Genomic DNA, 20,124 nt, shown 5'->3' on the forward strand with positions numbered 1-20,124 from the left:
AACGGAGCGGATTTGCCTGCCCCGCACCCTACAGGCTTGGACGCGCTTTTCCAGCCGCGCGCTTGGCCTACCCTCCTGCGTCACCCCTTCCTCAATCGGCCTGCCGGTGGCATCGGACTCTCAACCGATTCCCCATCGCCTACGCCTCTCGGCCTCGGCTTAGGCCCCGGCTTACCCTGGGCGGACGAGCCTTCCCCAGGAACCCTTAGGCTTTCGGCGGGCAGGATTCTCACCTGCCTTATCGCTTACTTATACCGGCATTCTCACTTCCCAGCAGTCCACAGCTCCTCCCGGTACTGCTTCTGCCCGCTGGGAACGCTCCCCTACCCCCACCACTCAATCCCTTGAGTGCTGGGCCACGGCTTCGGTACTGTGCTTGAGCCCCGTTACATTTTCGGCGCAGGGCCACTCGACCAGTGAGCTATTACGCACTCTTTAAATGATGGCTGCTTCTAAGCCAACATCCTGGTTGTCTCGGCAACCCCACATCCTTCCCCACTTAGCACAGTTTCGGGACCTTAGCCGGTGGTCTGGGCTGTTCCCCTCTCGACCACGGATCTTTGCACTCGCAGTCTGACTCCCAAGGTCCAATATCCGGCATTCGGAGTTTGATTGAGTTCGGTAACCCGTGAAGGCCCCTAGCTCAATCAGTGCTCTACCTCCGAATATCACCCCTTGAGGCTAGCCCTAAAGCTATTTCGGGGAGAACCAGCTATCTCCGGGTTCGATTGGCATTTCACCCCTACCCACACCTCATCCACCGCCTTTTCAACGACGGTTGGTTCGAGCCTCCACGCGACTTTACTCGCGCTTCACTCTGGACATGGGTAGATCACCCGGTTTCGGGTCTACTCCGGCGGACTTATGCGCCCTCTTAAGACTCGCTTTCGCTGCGGCTCCAGACCTCTGGCCCTTAACCTCGCCCGCCAAACGTAACTCGCCGGTCCGTTCTACAAAAAGTACGCCGTCACCCAGCACTCAACCCAACACTTAAGTTGAGTGCCAGGGTTTGGTAAATACTCCCCAAATCAACACTCTGTTCCCTTAAATGCTTGGTTGAGTGCTGGGCTCCGACTGCTTGTAGGCATACGGTTTCAGGTTCTCTTTCACTCCCCTCCCGGGGTGCTTTTCACCTTTCCCTCACGGTACTATCCGCTATCGGTCGCTAAGGGTATTTAGCCTTGGGAGGTGGTCCTCCCCGATTCCCGCGGGATTCCCCGTGCCCCGCGGTACTTGGGATCCTCTCCAGGTTAATTCGCCCTTTCGCCTACAGGGCTTTTACCTTCTCCGGCGGAACGTTCCAGTCCACTTCGGCTAGAACTCCTTAACCCCTTCGGAGAGTCCCGCAACCCCGGCAGCTGCATGCCGCCGGTTTAGGCTGGCCCCCTTTCGCTCGCCGCTACTCAGGGGATCGCTCTTGCTTTCTTTTCCTCCGGGTACTTAGATGTTTCAGTTCCCCGGGTGCCCCTCCCGCACCTATGTGTTCAGTGCGGAATGATACCGGTTTGCGGTACCGGGTTGCCCCATTCGGAAATCCACGGGTCTTCGCCTGCTTGCGGCTCACCGTGGCTTTTCGCAGCTTGCCACGTCCTTCTTCGGCCCTTAGCGCCCAGGCATCCACCGTACGCCCTTATTAGCTTGACCTACGGTATCTTACCTTCTCTACTGTGCAGTTCTCAAAGAGCAGGTACCTGGTGGAGATGACCGGACTCGAACCGGTGACCCCCTGCTTGCAAGGCAGGTGCTCTCCCAGCTGAGCTACACCCCCACACTTGGGATGTGAGAAGTGAGATGTGGGAAATGAGAATTTACTTTCCCACCTCCAACCTCTCACTTCCTACTCCTCAAATGGTGGGCCTGGATGGACTTGAACCATCGACCTCACGCTTATCAGGCGTGCGCTCTGACCGACTGAGCTACAGGCCCATATTAATTATTGGTCGCTTGTCGCTGGCCGTTGGTTATTATAACAACTTATAATAACAACTTTCAACGTATATTTTTTACCAACGACCGCTCACTGAAACAAACAACCACCTTGGTCTTTCAAAGGTCTTTCAAAACTAAACAGTGAACCCCGGTCTCTTAAGCCCCCTCTGTTTCCCGCTCTTTCGCAAAAACTCCTTAGAAAGGAGGTGATCCATCCCCACCTTCCGGTAGGGATACCTTGTTACGACTTCACCCCAATCACCAACCCCACCTTCGACGGCTGCCTCCCTTAAAAGGGTTAGCTCACCGGCTTCGGGTGTTGTCGGCTTTCGTGGTGTGACGGGCGGTGTGTACAAGGCCCGGGAACGTATTCACCGCAGTTTGCTGACCTGCGATTACTAGCGATTCCGCCTTCATGCAGGCGAGTTGCAGCCTGCAATCCGAACTGAGACCGGCTTTTTGGGATTCGCTCCGCCTCGCGGCTTCGCTGCCCTCTGTACCGGCCATTGTAGCACGTGTGTAGCCCAGGACATAAGGGGCATGATGATTTGACGTCATCCCCACCTTCCTCCGTCTTGTCAACGGCAGTCCCTCTAGAGTGCCCACCCTCCCGTGCTGGCAACTAGAGGTAGGGGTTGCGCTCGTTGCGGGACTTAACCCAACATCTCACGACACGAGCTGACGACAACCATGCACCACCTGTCTCCGCGCCCATAGTATCACTATGGAAAACCGTATCTCTACGGCTGTCGCGGGATGTCAAGCCCTGGTAAGGTTCTTCGGGTTGCGTCGAATTAAACCACATGCTCCACCGCTTGTGCGGGCCCCCGTCAATTCCTTTGAGTTTCAGTCTTGCGACCGTACTCCCCAGGCGGGGTGCTTATCGCGTTAACTACGGCACTGATGCCTCAGCGACACCAACACCTAGCACCCATCGTTTACAGCGTGGACTACCAGGGTATCTAATCCTGTTCGCTCCCCACGCTTTCGCGCCTCAGCGTCAGGTCCAGGCCAGAGAGCCGCCTTCGCCACTGGTGTTCCTCCCAATATCTACGCATTTCACCGCTACACTGGGAATTCCACTCCCCTCTCCTGCCCTCAAGCCGAGCAGTTTCAAGAACACTCCTGCGGTTGAGCCGCCGGCTTTCACCCCTGACTTGCTCGGCCGCCTACGCGCGCTTTACGCCCAGTAATTCCGGACAACGCTCGCCCCCTACGTGTTACCGCGGCTGCTGGCACGTAGTTAGCCGGGGCTTCCTCCAGGGGTACCGTCACCTCTTCTTCCCCCTGGACAGAGCTTTACGACCCGAAGGCCTTCTTCGCTCACGCGGCATCGCTCCGTCAGGCTTTCGCCCATTGCGGAAAATCCCCCACTGCTGCCTCCCGTAGGAGTCTGGGCCGTGTCTCAGTCCCAGTGTGGCCGGTCACCCTCTCAGGCCGGCTACCCATCGTCGCCTTGGTGCGCCTTTACCACACCAACTAGCTAATGGGACGCGGACCCATCCAGAAGCGGCGCTCCCGCACCTTTCCTTCTACTGCCATGCAACAGTAAAAGCTCATCCGGTATTAGCACCGGTTTCCCGGTGTTATCCCGGTCTTCCGGGTAGGTTATCCACGCGTTACTCACCCGTCCGCCACTAGGCACTCCCCCGTCCGTCCCGAAGGACTTCCAAAGGCTGCCCCGTTCGACTTGCATGTGTTAGGCATGCCGCCAGCGTTCGTCCTGAGCCAGGATCAAACTCTCCATCTATTTATCCGGAAAGTTTAATCTCTTATCTCCAAGGGCTCTATCAAAACCAGGGTCACTGTTCAGTTTTCAAAGACCTTTTGTCATGCCTCGGGTTCTTATGTTAGCATAACCTTTGATAACTGTCAAGCCAATTTTTTAACTTTTGGATCGGAACTTTTCTCAATTATCTAATTTGGCTTGTGTAATATCGTTATCTCGCTTAACAATTAAGTATAGTACCATAAGAACCTTTAAGTGTCAACATTCAAATTAAGCCGCTTTAAATGTTTTTAAGGCCCGGGATTTAATCCCTGGGCCTCATTAGCGGAAACAATATGACATCTCTTATGGATGGAGAATCGGTAAGCAGCATAATTAGCCTGTCTATCCCTATACCCAGTCCTCCGGCGGGAGGCATACCGTACTCCAGGGCAGTTATGTAATCTTCGTCCATCATATGGGCCTCATCATCCCCAGCCTTGCGCTTGTCCAATTGGCGTAAAAAACGTTCCTTTTGGTCAATGGGATCATTTAATTCCGAAAATGCATTGGCTATTTCCCAGCCGTTGATGAAGAGCTCAAATCTATAAGTCAATTCCGGCTGATCTTCTTTTCTCTTGGCCAGGGGGGATATTTCAATGGGATAATCCATAATAAATGTAGGCTGAATAAGGTGGGGTTCAACTTTTTCTTCAAAAACTTTGTTTAAAATGCTACCCCACCCGTCGGCCTCTTCTACTTCCAGCCCCATGTCTTTGGCCACTTTTTGGGCCTCCTCTACTTCAAGCCGGGTAAAGTCCAATCCGCTATACTGCTTTACCGCTTCCAGCATAGACATTCTTTCCCACGGGCGGGCAAAATTTATTTCTTTCCCCTGGAAGTTTATTCGGGTGGTGCCAAGGATCTCTTCGATCACGGCAGATATCAGCTTTTCCGTAAGGTCCATCATATCGTAATAATCGGCATAAGCCTGGTATAATTCCAGCATGGTAAATTCGGGATTATGTTTGGTACTTATCCCTTCATTGCGAAAATTACGGTTAATTTCAAACACCTTTTCGAAACCGCCCACAAGCAGGCGCTTAAGGTAAAGCTCAGGAGCAATGCGCAAATAAAGATCCATATCTAAAGCATTATGATGGGTTATAAACGGCCGGGCTGCAGCACCACCTGCTATGGGGTGCATCATGGGTGTTTCTACTTCTAAAAAACCTTCTTCTGTTAGGAAATTCCTAAGCGCCTTTATTATTTTACTCCTTAATATAAATGTTTGCTTAACATCAGGATTAACAATTAAATCTAAGTACCGCTGCCTGTAGCGCAAATCCACGTCTTTAAGCCCGTGCCATTTTTCCGGCAAAGGGCGCAGGGATTTTGCCAGTAAAACCAGTTTTTTTACTGCCACGGTTACTTCGCCCGTCCGCGTTTTAAATACCGTTCCCCTGACGCCCACTATATCTCCTATATCCAGGCCTTTAAACAATTGATAATTTTCCTGCCCTAAATCATTTAAGCGGGCGTAAATCTGTATTTGACCCGTTGCATCCTGGACGTTGGCAAAGCCGGCCTTCCCATGACCGCGCTTGGCCATTATCCTGCCGGCTATGGATACATTTTTATCAGCATATTCCTCATAATTTTCTCTTATTTGCCGGGCATGATGGGTAAACTCAAATTTTTCACCAAAAGGATTGATGCCGGCATTCCTGAGTTCCTCAAGCTTCTCCCTTCGCACCCGCATCAGCTCATTATATTTTTCCTTATCTGTATCTGTCAAATCATCACATACCGGTTCCGCTCCGTCAAATTCCCTGCTATTTGCCATAGCACTCCCTCCGGGTTCTTATAACTTCACCTGTATATCAACAAGCACAGGAGCTCTATACCGTACTGTTAAATTAAATTTTAATTCGGCGGAAGTCTTTAAGACATTATATCTAATATTTGATACTTAAAAACACCTGCCGGAACAGTTATTTCTACCACGTCACCTTTTTTATGGCCAAGAATGGCCTTACCAACGGGAGATTCATTGGAAATTTTATTTTCATCCGGTTCCGCCTCCATTGAGCCCACAATGGTATACTGGATTTCATCTCCGGTCTCAATGTCTTTTAACTTTACAGTGGATCCAATAGAAACTTCATCTGTATTGGTATCTCCGATGATCTTGGCGTTCCGCAACATTTTTTCTAAAGTGATAATTCTGCCTTCAATAAAGGCCTGTTCATTCTTGGCATCTTCATACTCAGAATTTTCACTGATATCCCCAAATTCAATTGCCTGCTTAATTCTTTGAGCTACTTCCCTGCGGCGAACAGACTTTAACTCTTCCAACTCATCTTCAATTTTTTTAAGGCCGCCTTTAGTCAAAATGACTTCTCTATTCTCACTCATAAATTTAAATCGTCTCCTCACCTAAAGTAATTTTTAACTTCAATTACAAAAAAATATATTGCATTTCCCCAGATGTTATTCAAAAAAAGAGCAGGAGAAAATATACTCCGGCCCTCAATCTTACAACGGCGTATGAAAACACTGCAAAAAAAATTTGCAGTGCACCATATCCCCGGCTAAACTTTTTAACATTATATGAGCCATGGTATTGTTTGTCAAGGCAATAATAAAAGACGAGGAGCATACCTAATTTGCAACTTTCAACTTCATTTCCGCATTTCTTTTTATTGTCTCTATTTCCTCCATAGTAACTGCCCTCTCAAAACTTCTAAAGCCCGCCAGTTCAAATCCATGTTTTTCGGCCAAGCGCGAAATTTCTTCCACCTGCTCCAAAGTTAAATCCCTACCCAAGGTAAAATTCTCATAGCGCTCTTCCAAGGCCAAAATCATTGTTTCCGACATGCAGGCATAAGCCATGCCCGGAGGAAAACCAAAATTAAAATTAAATTTTACCGGGCCCGGCACCTTTACAACTCCTCCCTCAATAACCAATACGTCATTTCTCTGTTCGGCCACCTGCCTGGAAACATTGCGGGGCCTGCTAACATCACAAACAACCGCTCCCGGCATAAGATCTTCAGGGCCGATAAGGGAATCTAAGGCACTGGTTACAGCCACCACCACCTGAGCAGATCTAAGAGCACTTTTAACATCTGAAGTTATCTTCGCTGCCAGGCCGGTCTCATACATTATGGTCCGGGCCAATTGTTCCAGCCGTGACCGCTGCCGGGCCACCAGGGTAAGTTTATTTACTTCTTCGGCCAACAGCCGTGCACACACCCTGCCGATGGAGCCTGTGGCGCCCAGTACCACCACCCGTGCCTTTTTTAAATCATGTCCCATCAGCTTCGCTGCCTCCCGGATCCCCTGCATGGCAGTGGCCACGGTATAACTGTTGCCTGTGGTTACGGCAATATTAAGTTCCCTGGCAATACTTATACCGGCATCCCCTACCACGGAAGTAAAAGCCCCCAGGCCAAGCACCTTGGCCCCCAGTTTTTCTGCCAGTTTTCCGGCTTGAATGATTCGCTTTATTACATAGTCTTCAGGCAATTCCATCATTTGTCTCGCAGTAAGAGGGCAGGAAATAAACCAGCCCTCCACCGAATTGTAAGGTGATTCAACTCCGGTAATTTTTGAAACCTGAAGGGGGGGAAGCACCCGTAAAAGTCTCTCCACCAGAGAAGCAGGCATGTACTTTACAAAACCAAACTTCCGGGCAACATCTTGAACATCCAGTGGATGAATTATAAAGGCAAAGGAACCCATTATTAATTATCTCCCTCCCTGCAGGCTCAGTCCTTAATGGCCTCTAGCAATTCTTTAATTTCCTGTACATTTACGTACTTATCTTCTTGAATAGGCGATTCCCCAATTTCAAAACCTATAACGTCCTTATCCATTACCGCTTCAGCTATCTTTATCCTCTTGTTGGAACCAATGATAACAATGCGGTCATAGCTATGCAACCTGGCTACCATGTCCATAATAGCGTTAAAAAGGTCCAACCCGGTTTTTTCTTTAACAAATTGCCACCTTTCCTTCTCCGTCATCAAAAAAACGAAATCAATACCCATGGATGCCAGGACATTTTCCAACTCTTTTTTGTTGGCTATAGGAAAGCCTATGACGGCAATCCGCCTGCCCTTCCTGATTTCCCCAAGGCTCTCCAACCTGCTTATAAAAGTACGGTCAATAGATAACCGCTGGGCGACCTCACTTTGGGAAAAACCCGCCTGGCGGAGTTTTAGAATTTCCTTTATGGATTTATCAATCTTTTTTTTACTGATGACCTTTTCACCGATTCTTATAAAATCCATTTCCTTTCCCTAACATTTTATCCCCTTAGCAGAATTTTTATGTGCACAACTTTGTGTACAAAACCTATTTTAGCTAAAAATACCAGTGTTGGCAAGAAAAAAAGTATTGTTGCCGCTAATTTACCTGTAACATTACCGGGCAGCGGAGATTTGCCCCCCCCTTAACCCTGGACTGGCGAGATTTTTGCTCCCGGGAAAAGCTGGAAGCCCATGCCATGCATCTGGAGAATGTGGGAAATAAAGAGGGTGGTGTCCATGTGCGAAAGGTTATCTCAGAGGGGATGGGGGATTAAAGCCTGCATCTCCAAAGATGCAGGCTTTATTAACAGCATGGGGCTGGTTAATTTTTCTATTGTTTTTCTAATCCAAAAACGCCAGCAATATCCCCCTGAGTTCCTCCAGGGATTTGGCCTTGTTTACCTGTTCCCGCAGGCGGGCGGCACCCGGCATTCCCTTCATATACCAGGCAGCATGCTTCCTCATCTCCCAAAGGGCCGATTCCCCCTTGTCTTCAACCATCAAATCCAGGTGCCGCAAGGCCGTGGCGATTTTTTCCCTTTTCCCGGGCCCGGGAGGTAAAATTCCCGTTTGCAAATACATAACCGTTCTATTGAAAATCCAGGGGTTTCCCAGGGCGGCCCTGCCGATCATAACGGCGTCGCAGCCCGTTTCCTCCATCATTCTGGCCGCATCCTCGGGACAAAAAATATCCCCGTTGCCGATAACGGGTATGGATACCTTTTCCTTAACCGCTTTAATAATATTCCAGTCCGCTCGCCCGCTGTAAAACTGGTCCCTGGTTCTGCCGTGTACAGTTACCGCCTTTGCCCCGGCATCCTGCACGGCCATTGCCAGTTCAACGGCGTTAATGCTGTCGCCGTCCCAGCCCTTACGCATCTTAACGGTAACGGGCAGTTCCACTGCCTTTACCACTTCAGACACTATTTTGGCCGCCAGGGCCGGGTTCTTCATCAAGGCCGCACCTTCCCCGTTTTTCACTATTTTGGGAGTGGGACAGCCCATATTAATATCAATAATGGCAGCACCGTACCGGGATACAATCTCCGCGGCACGGGCCATGTATTCAGGATTGCTGCCAAAAATTTGCACACTCACCGGGCCCTCTTCGCCCCTGCAATCCATTAACCGGTAGGTTTTTGCATTTTTATAAACCAGGGCCTGGGCACTGACCATTTCAGTGCAAACCAGGGCACACCCGGCTTCCCGGGCCAAAATACGAAAAGCCCGGCAGGTTACTCCGGCCATGGGGGCGGCAACCACCGGGTTCTCAAGGGGTACACTTCCAATATGCACGTATTTACCTCCGTGGATTTAAGATTTGTTCCTTTCGTATATTATTCTCAATCCTTTAAGGGTTAATAAACGATCCACCTTGTCTATCGTCCTGGATTCGGCGGAAATCAAGCCGGCCAGGCCGCCGGTAGCCACTACCATTGGATCTCCCTTTAATTCCTGCTTCATGCGTCGTACTATTTCGTCCACCTGGCCGACAAACCCGTAAAAAATACCCGACTGCATACTGTTTACGGTGGTCTTACCTATAACGGAAGGGGGTTTTGCTATTTCCACCCGGGGAAGTTTAGCCGCCTTGGCAAATAAGGCCTCGGTTGAAATACCGATACCGGGGGCTATGGCGCCTCCAAGGTACTCTCCGCGGGCGGATATGGCACAAAAGGTAGTGGCAGTGCCGAAATCAACAATAATTAACGGGCCGCCGTAAATCTCGAAGCCGGCCACCGCGTTAACAATTCGGTCTGCTCCCACTTCCCTGGGATTTTCATACTTTATGGGCATGCCCGTTTTAATGCCCGGGCCCACAACCAGCGGGTCAACCCCCAAATACTTTTGGCACATTCGTTCCAAAGAGTAATTCAACGGGGGAACCACCGAAGACAGAACTACCGCCTTAACCCGGGATAAAGACAACCCTTTGGACTCAAACAGGTCCCGTAAAAGCATCCCGTATTCATCCGCCGTGCGGTGGCTGGCAGTGGATAATCTCCAGTGTACCACCAGGCGGGATTCTTCAAAAATACCGAGCACAATATTTGTATTTCCCACATCAAAAACCAGTAACAAATTAATCCCTGCTTTCCTTGCTTCGTTGTCCTAATTCTATCAAAGGCATATTTCAGGTGCAACTTCAGAAAACATGCCCTTACTTTCAATAAAGGCACTATTCAAAGAAAAAAACGGCCGGGCGGCTTTAAAGCAGCCCGGCCGGCATTCTTCATTTTGCGACACCTTCAGCTGCTTCCCTGCATGTCATATTTTCCTTGAGACAGGCGCAAGTGAACCGCCCTGGCCAGTCCCGCAGCTACCACAGCTTTCAGAATATCCCACCCGACAAAGGGAATAAAGCCAATTTTTAATACTTCCCAAACGGGAAAAGCTTTGCCCATGTAAAAATTAAGTACCAAGTAAAGGTAAGGAAGGCCTACCAGGTATATTGCCGCCATCCCTGCCAAAGTGGCCACCACGTACCGTGCCAGCCCCGCTGAATCATTCCCTTTAATTACACGCCCGGTTACATAGGCCGCAGCTACAAAGCCCATGATAAATCCAAAGGTGGGCTGCAGGATATAGGCGGGCGTCCCGAAGGGCGGCTTTTCAAATACGGGCACTCCTACCAGGCCCAAAAGCATGTATACCAGCATGCTCAGGGCTCCCAGTTTGGGCCCCAAAATACACCCCGCCAAAACTACTATAAACGGAACAATGCTAAAGGGAACTATTGCTCCTCCCAGCCACCTGAAAATCAGGGCTCCCACGGCAGCCAGGGCGGCAAACATGGAAACCAGCACCATATCCCGGGCTGACAGATTTTTCACTGAAATTACCTCCTTTAGATAGTAAACCACTTACAATCTAACAGTTAACGATATAGATAAAAAACTTACTCATTATTCTCCCGCAGGGAAACCTCCCCGGCCATAAATCTTTTTAATCCCCCGCTGTCCAGCCTGACTACAAGGGACCCGTTTTCATCTACATCTTCCGCCCTCCCCTCTACTACCTCTTTAAAAGTAGTAACTTTCACCCTGCGCCCCAGGGTAACATTCCAATCTTTCCACTGTTCCAAAACGGGCTTAAACCCCCTGGCAAGCCATTCTTGATACCAGTGGTCCAATTCCCGGAGAATAACCTGCAGCAACTTGACCCGGTTAATCTTTTTTCCCGTTTCCATAGCCACCGAGGTAACTATATCCCGTAATTCCCGGGGAACATCCTCCCGGGTAATATTTACATTGAGGCCGATACCGAGCACTGCATAATTTATCCGATCCATATCTGCATTCATCTCGGTCAAAATCCCGCACAATTTTCTCCGCCTGCCGTTTCCCATAAGTAAATCGTTAGGCCACTTGATTCCTGCGGTCAGGCCTGTTTCTTTATAAACAGCCCTGGCCACTGCCACGGCAGCCACCATGGTAATCTGCGGGACATCCGCCGGATTCATGCGGGGCCGCATAACCACGCTAAACCAAAGGCCCTTGCCTGCGGGAGAAAACCAGGCACGGCCCAGGCGCCCCTTTCCTGCACCCTGTTCTTCGGCAATAAAAACACCCCCGTCGGGAGCACCTTCCCGGGCCCATTCCTTGGCAAATTCATTGGTGGAGCCCACACTAGGGGCATAGCGTATTTCCCTGCCTATTACCGAAGTGCCCAGGCCCGCCCCCACTTCTTCCGGGTAAAGCCGGTCAGGTACGGAAACCAGCCGGTACCCGGCATTGGAGCGGGCGTCAACTTCATAGCCCATATTCCGGAGAATTTCCACCTGTTTCCAAATTGCCGTTCGAGACACGCCCAGCTGCCGGCAAATTTGCTCCCCGGAAACATAATGGGAGCTGTTCTCTTTTAAAAGCCGGAGTAAGTCTGCCCTTAAAGCCATCGGCTCTCTCCCCGTTAAAGATTTATTGCTCAACATAATGTTATAAAATAAATATTTCCAACCTTGTCAACTGATATACTTTAAAAGGTTAACAAAGAATTGTTACTTACAAGGCCCGGTGCATCCTGTAAGTCAATTATACAGGCACCGGCCCTGCTTAAGTACTGGCTTCACGCCGTTTCACCGTGAACTTCTCCCTCTACTACCTTCTTGATTTTGTTTTGCTCATCTACCAGGATTACCTTCGGGCGAAATTCAAGGGCCTCCTTTTTATCCATCATGGCATAGGAAATAATAATTACGGTATCCCCCGGCTGCACCAGCCTGGCAGCAGCCCCGTTCAGGCATATGATACCGGAGCCCCTGGGTCCTTTTATGGTATATGTTTCAAACCTGGCGCCGTTATTAATATTTACTATTTGCACCTTTTCATTGGAGAGTATGTCCGCCGCTTCCAGTAATTCTTCATCTATGGTTACGCTACCCACATAGTTAAGGTTGGCTTCGGTTACCGTGGCCCGGTGAATTTTTGACTTGAACATGGTAATGAACATTTCTACGACACCTCCACCATGGTGTTGTCAATCAGCCGGGTTTTGCCGAACCGGACAGCCAGGGCAATCAAAATCCGGCCCTTTAAAACTTTCAAGGGCCTAAGATCCGGAATGCCCAGTATTTCCACATAATCTATATCGGCAAGGGGCTCGGATTTAATTTTATTTACTATTTGTCGGCGCAGTTTCACCGGGTCGGTTTCCCCGTTTTTTATCCTTTCCTCTGCCTCCCGGAGACTGCGGTATAACACGGTGGCGGCCTTGCGCTCCTCCGGGCTTAGATAAACATTTCGAGAACTCATGGCCAGCCCGTCATGTTCCCGCACAATGGGCCCGGTGACAATTTCAACGTTCATATTCAAGTCCCTTACCATTTGTTTTATAACCATTACCTGCTGGGCATCCTTTTGGCCAAAATAAGCCCTGTCCGGCTCCACAATATTGAATAGTTTTGTCACCACCGTGGCCACACCCCTGAAATGTCCCGGCCGCGAACGCCCGCACAGGGGCTTGGAAACCTCTTCAACTTCCACGTGGGTTTGGAAGCCGGAAGGATACATTTCCTCTGGCTCCGGAGCAAAAATAACATCCACCCCCACATCCCTGGCCAGCTGGACATCCCGCTCGAAATCCCTGGGATATTCGGCATAGTCCTCATTGGGTCCGAATTGAGTGGGGTTCACAAAGAGACTCACCACCACCAGGTTACAATCCTTGCGAGCGGCCCGCATTAGGGAAAGATGGCCTTCATGAAAATATCCCATAGTGGGCACCAGCCCTACGGTGCGGCCGGCGGATCTGGCCTCGCGGATAACGGATTTTACTTCAGCAATTGTTCGGCAGATGATCACTTAGTCTCTCCCCCACCTTTAAAGGCTTACCAACGCAGTTAAAAGGACCGCCTTAATATAACTTCTTTAAAACCTCTTCATTCATGTCAAACTGGTGTTCTTCGGCGGGAAATACGCCTTCCTCAACTTCCCGCTTGAAGGTTTGGAGCGCTTTCCGTATATCCTCCCGGACATTAATGTATCGCTTGGCAAACTTGGGGCTGAAACCGCCCACCAGACCTATCAAATCGTGGGTTACCAAAACCTGGCCGTCACAGTAGGGCCCTGCCCCTATGCCAATTGTGGAAATGGCTAATTTTTCGGTAATCAATTTGGCCAGCGGGGTGGGAACACACTCCAGCACCAGGGAAAACGCCCCGGCGTCCTCAACCGCCCTGGCATCCGCCAGCAGTTTCCGGGCCGCCTTTTCATCCCTACCCTGAACCTTATAGCCGCCCATCTGGTGAATGGATTGCGGTGTCAGTCCCAGGTGCCCCATTACGGGAATACCGGCATCCGTTATGGCTTTTATTATTTCCGCCACTTCCTGCCCGCCTTCCAGCTTCACGGCCTGGGCGCCCGCCTCCTGCAGCAGCCGCCCCGCATTACGTACAGCCTCTTTCTTGGAAACATGATAAGACAAAAAGGGCATGTCGGCTATTACTATGGCCCTTTTCACCCCTCTGGTAACCGCTTTGACATGGTGAACCATATCGTCCATGGTAACGGGAATGGTTGATTCATATCCCAGCACCACATTACCCAGGGAATCTCCAACCAGTATGGCATCAATACCCGCCTCATCCACCAGCTGGGCCAGGGGGTAATCGTAAGCGGTAAGCATGGTTATAGGTTGACCTTCTTGCTTTTTAGCCCGAAAATTTGCCGTAGTTACCCTATCTTTCAATCCAAGCATCTCCTTTTAACATTTTTATCAGGTGTTTTCCCTGATTGGCGTCAATACTCCCTTTTTCCAGGGCCACCCGCACGGTGTATTCGCCTAATTGCCTGTACAGTTCCCTTTCCTGCCCGCTCACCTTCTCCAGGGCCTCCAGGTGTCCTTTAACGGTGGGGACATCTCCCCGGGCCAGCGGCCCGGTAAGTGCCTTTACCGGCCCCGCGCGCCTGATGTTTTCCACCGTTCCCCGCACAAGGGGAAGTAATGCTTTAAAGGCCTCCTCTCTGGAAAGGCCGAAGTTTCGATACAATCCGGTGGCAAAGTGCATCAATGAAACCAGGTAATTGGACGCTATACAGGCGGCAGCGTGATAGAGGGGTTTATCCCTGGCATCAATAATAAAACTTTTGCCGCCCAAATCCTTTACAATCCTTTCGGCAAGTTTTACGGCGCCCTCATCACCCTCCAGGGCGAAATAAGAGCCGGGCAGATTTTCCATGGCCCCCTCCACTTCCGCAAAGGACTGCAGGGGGTGAATGCTGACTGCCAGGGCCCCGGCCTCCCTCGCCCCGTGAAGTTCACCTGAAGGATGTGCACCGCTGGTATGGGCCACAATCTGCCCCGGCCTGTACCCGCCGCCCGCAGCAATTCGGGCTGAAACAGGGGCTATTTCCCGGTCCGGAGTAGTCACAAAAACCACCTCTGCGTCCCGGGCGGCCCGGGCGCAGTCCTCAAATGCGGGACAGTTCAACCTCCCGGCCAGCCTGGCTGCAGAATCCAATGTCCTGCTGGCCACACCGGCCACGGCATAACCCTTCTTATGTAATAATATGGCCAGGGCGGAACCCACTTTTCCCGCTCCGATTACGGCTATACTTGGCTTGCTCATACCCTCTCCTTTCCCCGGGCAGACCGCAAAAAACGTTAAAATGCCCTCCGGGCACATTCCGGAGGGCATTAACAGCCACCAGTTTAAAGCACCCGTCTCGGTCCGCTTCCGGCTCCAAGCGGAATGTTTTTTGTTATTTTAAGGAAAAAACAACGGAAGGTGCGGTTCCACAAGGATACCGCCCTTTTCGTCAATAATTTTAACATATCATTATTTTTTCGGCAACGTTAAGTTTTAAAAAATTATTTAAAGTTTTTAAATTTCAAGAAATGTTTCTATTTAATTGATTCCCCGCCCCGGTAGTGATAAATTGGAAAACGTAATACCACAAAAAGCAGGTGTCCGGTCTTGAAATTAATAGATATCAATAACATTTTAATACATGCCGGGACGTTACTTGCCGGCAAATCCCTGCACCCTGTTAAAAGTGTTTACGTGGAGATCAGGAACGGCATCATCACCGGCATTAAACCGGAAAGAGATAGTAATAACCCCGGAAAGGAAGTACTGGACCTGTCCCACTTCACCCTGCTACCGGGACCCGTTGACTGCCATGTACACCTGGCCCTGGACGGCGTGGATTTTCGGAGGTGCCTGCAAAAGTGGGAATCGCCCTCGGAAATGGAACGGCATATCAGGAAACAGCTTAAAAATAACCTTGAGCACGGAATTACACTGGTAAGGGACGGGGGGGACAGGAAAGGGCAGGTACTGGCTTTTAAGGCCGGGATAAGCCCAAAGCCCTGCATAAAAGCCTCCGGAGCGGCCCTCCGGGTGAGGGAAATGTACGGGAGCTTTCTTGGCCCCGGCCTGGAGGAACACCAGGTGCGGGAAGCTGTTTCCTACCTGGCCCGGAAGGGAGCAGACCAAATCAAGGTGCTTGTCTCCGGGGTGGTGAGTTTTAAGGAATACGGGCGCGTGGGCCCGCTGCAGTTCGACCTGCCGGCTTTAAAAGAAATCGTCCGGGCAGCCCGGCACCACGGGCTTAAGGTCATGGCCCACGCCAGCTCGGACCGTGCAGTGGAAATCTGCGCCCGCGCCGGGGCTCACTCGGTGGAACACGGCTATTTCCTCAGCGAGGATACCCTTAAAATTATGGCTGAAAAGGGTATTTGGTGGGTTCCCACCCTGGTCCCCGTAGCTAACCAGTTAAAAGGAGCCCGAGCCGAAAAACTGTCCCCGCAGGAAAAAAACACCATTGAAAAAACCTGCAAGAAACACCAGGAAATGCTCTGTACAGCCCGCCATCTGGGCGTTCCCGTGGCCGTGGGCACCGATGCCGGGGCCACCGGGGTCCTGCACGGAAAAGGCTTCCACGAGGAACTGCGCCTCTACAGCGAAGCGGGACTCTCCAACCTGGATATTTTAAAGGCCGCCACTATTGAAGGCTCCAGGCTGCTGGGGCTTGATTCAGGCTTGGAAGTGGGGAAACCGGCCCGGTTTATAGCAGTTGAAGGTAACCCCTTAGAGGATCTAAGCGTTCTTAGAAATCCCGCCTATGTGGCTTTGTAACGATTATAATTACATACATACCAAAACCAAAACTCTATAATTATTTCCGGTCAAATTGAGCACCGGTCACAGAGTAAATGCCACCTTTCTATCCCCTGCTCCCCTTTTAAAACCTCTGCCAGCTCCGCAGCCAGTTTCCCCCCGGGAAGCACCAGGTGAGGGGCCAGGTCGGCCAGGGGAACCATAACAAAGGCCCGCTCACACATCCGCGGGTGTGGCACTTCCAGGCCCGGCTCTGAAATTACCTGCCGGCCGTATAAAAGCAAATCAAGGTCCACCACCCGGGGCCCCCAGCGAATTGTGCGCTTCCTTCCCAGGCGGTCTTCTATCTCCAGCATTTCCGCCAGGAGCTCCCGGGGCCCCAAACTGGTTCTTATTTCCGCCACAGTATTTAAAAACCAGTCCTGCTCCGTATAACCCACCGGTTCGGTCCGGTAAAAGGGTGCCAGCGCCTGTATTTCAACTCCGGGTGAATCCCCGAGCATGTTCAGGGCCCGGTAAATATAGCCGGCTTTATCCCCCATATTGGACCCCAGCCCCACGAAAACACGCTCCCCATTCATCATTTTTCAACATCCCCGGCACGGCGGGTTATTTCCACGGCCATATACGAGAAGTGACCGGGCACGGGGGCCGACGGCTTTTTTACCTTAACCGTAACCTGCCGGACAGGGAACCGCTTTATTATAGCCGCGGCAATATCTTCGGCCACCGCCTCAATTAGCTTGCGGGGCTTACCCTCAACTATTTCCCTGGCCACCTCAAAAACCTCGGCGTAACTGACTGTGTGGGCGGGGTCATCGGTTATGCCAGCCTTTTTCAAATCCAGGTCCAATTCCAAATCAACAAAAAACCTTTGTCCCAATTCATTTTCTTCCGGAAGTACGCCATGGTACCCGAAAAATTCCATACCCTGCAGGATAATCTTGTCCACGAAAAACACCGCTTTCCCTTTATTTCCTCACCATGGCATCGGTCATCCTGGCCACCCTGACCATTTCCTTCACGTCGTGCACCCGAACTATATCGACACCAAAGGTAATGCCCACCGCCACTGTGGCGGCGGTGCCTTCAACCCTCTGGTCCACGGGCAGATCCAGGGTCTTTCCAATCATGGATTTGCGGGAAGTACCCAGGAGTACAGGCTGTCCCAGGCAATCCAATTCTTTAAGCCTGCGCATTACTTCCAAATTTTGCTCCAGGGTTTTGCCAAAGCCGATACCCGGGTCGATAATGATTTTTTCCCTGGGTATACCGGCCTCCTCCGCCATGGCAATGCTTTCCCGGAAATAGGCAATAATATCACCCATCAGGTCCCGGTATTCGGTACCTTGTTGGTTATGCATAATCACCACAGGTGCCCCGTACTGCGCCACCACGCCGGCCATATCCTTGTCCGCCCGCAGCGCCCACTGATCGTTTATTATATTTGCGCCAATCTCCAGCGCCCGCCGGGCCACTTCTGCTTTGAAAGTATCCACCGAAATGGGGACCTCTATTTCCTTGACCAGCCGTTCCAGCACCGGCATTACGCGCCGCAACTCCTCATCCAGCCCGACGGGAGTATGCCCGGGCCTGGTGGACTCGCCGCCGATATCAATTATATCTGCCCCTTCATCCACCATTTGTCTGGCCCTTTTAAGCGCATCCTCAACATTGACATACCTTCCGCCGTCCGAAAAAGAATCCGGCGTAACGTTCAGTACACCCATTACCAGGGTTCGTTTACCAATGATTAACGTCTTTCCCCGGCAGTCCAGGGTATACGGGCGGCGCCCCTCCAGATTTTCCAGCGCGGCTTTTATTTCCCCGGCCAGCCGGGCCAGGCCGAAGGGCTGCATCTTCAATTTGGCTACAAGCCCGTCAAACTGTTTCAAGGTACCCATGAGCAAAAGGTCCGTCTTTTCAACCGACCCGTCCACGGTCCCGCGGGCAACTGCTGCTTCTCCTCCCCGGCTGAGCATTTCTTGCTTTATTATGTTGGCCTGCTTGGGCTCAAGGCCGGGAACTTTCAGCACCCGGTGAACGGCTTTGGGGGCCATCAAGCGGCACCCCACGGAGTCGCTGCCCACCCGGGATATTTCCTCCCGTGCCTCTTCCTGATTGGATAACACAACATTGCGTACCGAAAAAGACAAACCCTATCCCTCCATACGAAGAGTAATTATTCATAAAAAATGAAATTAGAGAGGATTAACAGGATAGAACAGAATAAAATCAATAATATCCTAATTAGCCTCATAATTTTTTAAAAATAGATGTTTTTTGAATAAAAAAGTTTAATTAGGTATTAAAAATTATCAATTAAATTCATAATTTATATCCAGTTAATCCGGTTAATCCTGTAATCCTGTCAAAAAATTAAAAATTAATCCTTTATCTTAATAAAGCACCCCCCCGGCTGTTTCCATCCGCGCCAATTTCTTACACTCGTCCCGCACCTTACAATTCCAGCAAGGGCGAGCCAAGTCATCAGCCCTCCGCAAGTATCCTCCCAGTGGCCCGCCGCCGGCGGCACCAGTTCGGTGCTGGGATATGGCCCGGACTATCAGGGCTATTTCCTCCCCGTCAAACCCGGCATCTTTAAGGACTCCTTCGGCCAGTTGGGCCCCTAGCCGGGCATGGTCTTCACCGGTATCATATTGCTGCCACCGCCCAATATCATGAAGCAACCCGGCAGCATATACCACTTCTTTAACTTGCTCTTTGCCGGCGCCGGGAATAATTTCACCTGCTGCTTGTTCTTCCAGCACCAGAATATAACATATGCGGGCCACATCAATTAAGTGCTGCCAATCATGGCGACAAAAGCGCCTGTTTTCTTCCCGGGAGCAATTGAGGGCCAAACACTTCTGGAAAAAAGCATTTTTTAATATTTTGTAAATCCTGTGCATAAAACTCCCCCACCCCGTGACCTTCCGCAACCAAATAACCCCGGTTAACAAGCCGGGGTAATTAAAAAATAATTATTGCTGCTTTGCCGGGCCCCTTCGGCAGCGCCACTGACGGCCGAAGGGCTTGCCCTTGTCGTCCACCCGGTATACCCCGGGATGCGAACATTTGGGGCAGCCGCCCCGCTCCTTACCGCAGGTGGTTTCCCACTCATGGCCACACTGCTCACACCTGAAGCGCTTCATAATAATTTTAAAGTGGCCACCCTCCACCCTTATGGCCTTACCTTCCACCAGGGCCCGGGCAACCTTTGCCCGGGCGGAAGAAAGGATCCTGTGATAAGTAGGGCGGGAAATTCCCATCCTTTCCGCGCACGCCTCCTGTTCGAGGCCTTCCACGTCCTTTAGCCTGATAGCTTCCAATTCCTCCACGGTTACTGAAATCTCTTCCAGATCCCGCAGGGGAACCCCGGCGGGCTTAAAAAAGGTTAATTCAGGCATGAACTCAACACGCCGACACTTAGGTGGTCTGGACATGATTATGCACTCCATTCCGTTTAATTAGGTTAAACATTTTTCACCGTCTACAGTTTTAATTAATTTTATATGGTTCTATTTTAAACAATTTTTCTCCTGCGGGATAGTTTTAAAAATTGTTTAATTCTAAAAAAAATAAATAACTCCGGGCCTGAGCCCGGAGTT

General features: G+C 50.8%; 18 protein-coding genes, 2 tRNA genes and 2 rRNA genes (1 of these 22 only partly in view). 1 reads left to right on the forward strand and 21 read right to left on the reverse strand.

The features are described 5' to 3' along the window. The 16 genes from ACX4JR_RS15565 to ACX4JR_RS15640 all read right to left on the reverse strand — a co-directional run. Positions 1-1,644 (reverse strand): 23S ribosomal RNA (locus ACX4JR_RS15565); it reaches 1,784 nt to the left of the window's first position. A gap of 48 nt (positions 1,645-1,692) precedes the next feature. Next, positions 1,693-1,768: transfer RNA gene (locus ACX4JR_RS15570), tRNA-Ala, on the reverse strand. Between the two features lie 81 nt (positions 1,769-1,849). Further along, positions 1,850-1,926: transfer RNA gene (locus ACX4JR_RS15575), tRNA-Ile, on the reverse strand. Positions 1,927-2,128: 202 nt separating this feature from the next. Continuing rightward, a 16S ribosomal RNA gene (locus ACX4JR_RS15580) occupies positions 2,129-3,679 on the reverse strand. Together the 16S and 23S rRNA genes with 2 tRNA genes alongside form the textbook arrangement of a ribosomal RNA operon. A 283-nt stretch (positions 3,680-3,962) precedes the next feature. Continuing rightward, a complete protein-coding gene (gene lysS / locus ACX4JR_RS15585; RefSeq protein WP_476058913.1) occupies positions 3,963-5,483 on the reverse strand; it encodes a lysine--tRNA ligase in 1,521 nt (506 codons plus the stop codon). Positions 5,484-5,581: 98 nt separating this feature from the next. Then, positions 5,582-6,055, reverse strand: coding sequence for a transcription elongation factor GreA (gene greA, locus ACX4JR_RS15590; protein ID WP_476058914.1), 474 nt, complete (start codon positions 6,053-6,055; stop codon positions 5,582-5,584). A 246-nt stretch (positions 6,056-6,301) separates the two neighbouring features. Beyond that, positions 6,302-7,384 carry a shikimate dehydrogenase gene (locus ACX4JR_RS15595; protein ID WP_476058915.1) on the reverse strand — a complete coding sequence of 361 codons (1,083 nt, stop codon included), beginning with the start codon at positions 7,382-7,384 and terminating at the stop codon, positions 6,302-6,304. Positions 7,385-7,410: 26 nt separating this feature from the next. Then, entirely contained in the window at positions 7,411-7,935 is a 525-nt protein-coding gene (locus tag ACX4JR_RS15600) for a transcriptional regulator (RefSeq protein ID WP_476058916.1), read from the reverse strand. A 360-nt stretch (positions 7,936-8,295) separates the two neighbouring features. Then, positions 8,296-9,249 (reverse strand): tRNA dihydrouridine synthase DusB, encoded by a 954-nt coding sequence (gene dusB / locus ACX4JR_RS15605; protein ID WP_476058917.1) that lies wholly within the window; start codon positions 9,247-9,249, stop codon positions 8,296-8,298. A gap of 18 nt (positions 9,250-9,267) precedes the next feature. Then, positions 9,268-10,035: a type III pantothenate kinase gene (locus ACX4JR_RS15610; RefSeq protein WP_476058918.1), complete on the reverse strand. Its 768-nt coding sequence runs from the start codon at positions 10,033-10,035 to the stop codon at positions 9,268-9,270. 167 nt (positions 10,036-10,202) lie between these two features. Beyond that, a complete protein-coding gene (locus ACX4JR_RS15615) occupies positions 10,203-10,787 on the reverse strand; it encodes a biotin transporter BioY (protein ID WP_476058919.1) in 585 nt (194 codons plus the stop codon). 65 nt (positions 10,788-10,852) lie between these two features. Beyond that, on the reverse strand, positions 10,853-11,848 hold the full coding sequence (locus ACX4JR_RS15620; protein ID WP_476058920.1) for a biotin--[acetyl-CoA-carboxylase] ligase: 996 nt from the start codon (positions 11,846-11,848) through the stop codon (positions 10,853-10,855). A 170-nt stretch (positions 11,849-12,018) separates the two neighbouring features. Continuing rightward, positions 12,019-12,402, reverse strand: a complete 384-nt coding sequence (gene panD / locus ACX4JR_RS15625; RefSeq protein WP_476058921.1) for an aspartate 1-decarboxylase — start codon at positions 12,400-12,402, stop codon at positions 12,019-12,021. Positions 12,403-12,404: 2 nt separating this feature from the next. Next, positions 12,405-13,253 carry a pantoate--beta-alanine ligase gene (panC, locus tag ACX4JR_RS15630; protein WP_476058922.1) on the reverse strand — a complete coding sequence of 283 codons (849 nt, stop codon included), beginning with the start codon at positions 13,251-13,253 and terminating at the stop codon, positions 12,405-12,407. A 52-nt stretch (positions 13,254-13,305) separates the two neighbouring features. Further along, entirely contained in the window at positions 13,306-14,139 is an 834-nt protein-coding gene (gene panB, locus ACX4JR_RS15635; protein ID WP_476058923.1) for a 3-methyl-2-oxobutanoate hydroxymethyltransferase, read from the reverse strand. Further along, positions 14,129-15,088, reverse strand: coding sequence for a Rossmann-like and DUF2520 domain-containing protein (locus ACX4JR_RS15640; RefSeq protein WP_476058924.1), 960 nt, complete (start codon positions 15,086-15,088; stop codon positions 14,129-14,131). The genes panB and ACX4JR_RS15640 overlap by 11 nt, the downstream gene beginning before the upstream one ends. Before the next feature lie 279 nt (positions 15,089-15,367). On the opposite strand from ACX4JR_RS15640, the gene ACX4JR_RS15645 reads away from it, so the two are divergent. Beyond that, positions 15,368-16,531 (forward strand): amidohydrolase family protein, encoded by a 1,164-nt coding sequence (locus ACX4JR_RS15645; protein WP_476058925.1) that lies wholly within the window; start codon positions 15,368-15,370, stop codon positions 16,529-16,531. 50 nt (positions 16,532-16,581) lie between these two features. Here the strand turns inward: ACX4JR_RS15645 and folK are convergent, their stop codons facing one another. The 5 genes from folK to ACX4JR_RS15670 form a co-directional block, all read right to left on the reverse strand. Beyond that, positions 16,582-17,097 carry a 2-amino-4-hydroxy-6-hydroxymethyldihydropteridine diphosphokinase gene (gene folK, locus ACX4JR_RS15650; RefSeq protein ID WP_476058926.1) on the reverse strand — a complete coding sequence of 172 codons (516 nt, stop codon included), beginning with the start codon at positions 17,095-17,097 and terminating at the stop codon, positions 16,582-16,584. Next, the gene (folB, locus tag ACX4JR_RS15655; protein ID WP_476058927.1) at positions 17,094-17,465 is read right to left on the reverse strand and encodes a dihydroneopterin aldolase; all 372 of its coding nucleotides are present in this window, start codon (positions 17,463-17,465) and stop codon (positions 17,094-17,096) included. Before folB ends, folK begins: the two co-directional genes overlap by 4 nt. Positions 17,466-17,484: 19 nt before the next feature. Further along, positions 17,485-18,669 carry a dihydropteroate synthase gene (gene folP / locus ACX4JR_RS15660; protein ID WP_476058928.1) on the reverse strand — a complete coding sequence of 395 codons (1,185 nt, stop codon included), beginning with the start codon at positions 18,667-18,669 and terminating at the stop codon, positions 17,485-17,487. A gap of 243 nt (positions 18,670-18,912) precedes the next feature. Next, complete coding sequence (locus ACX4JR_RS15665; RefSeq protein ID WP_476058929.1) at positions 18,913-19,425, reverse strand: HD domain-containing protein; 513 nt, start codon at positions 19,423-19,425, stop codon at positions 18,913-18,915. 72 nt (positions 19,426-19,497) lie between these two features. After that, a complete protein-coding gene (locus ACX4JR_RS15670) occupies positions 19,498-19,959 on the reverse strand; it encodes a DUF134 domain-containing protein (RefSeq protein WP_476058930.1) in 462 nt (153 codons plus the stop codon). Positions 19,960-20,124: the final 165 nt, after the last annotated feature.

The sequence above is a fragment of the Desulfofundulus sp. JL263-se genome (genome assembly GCF_056316025.1).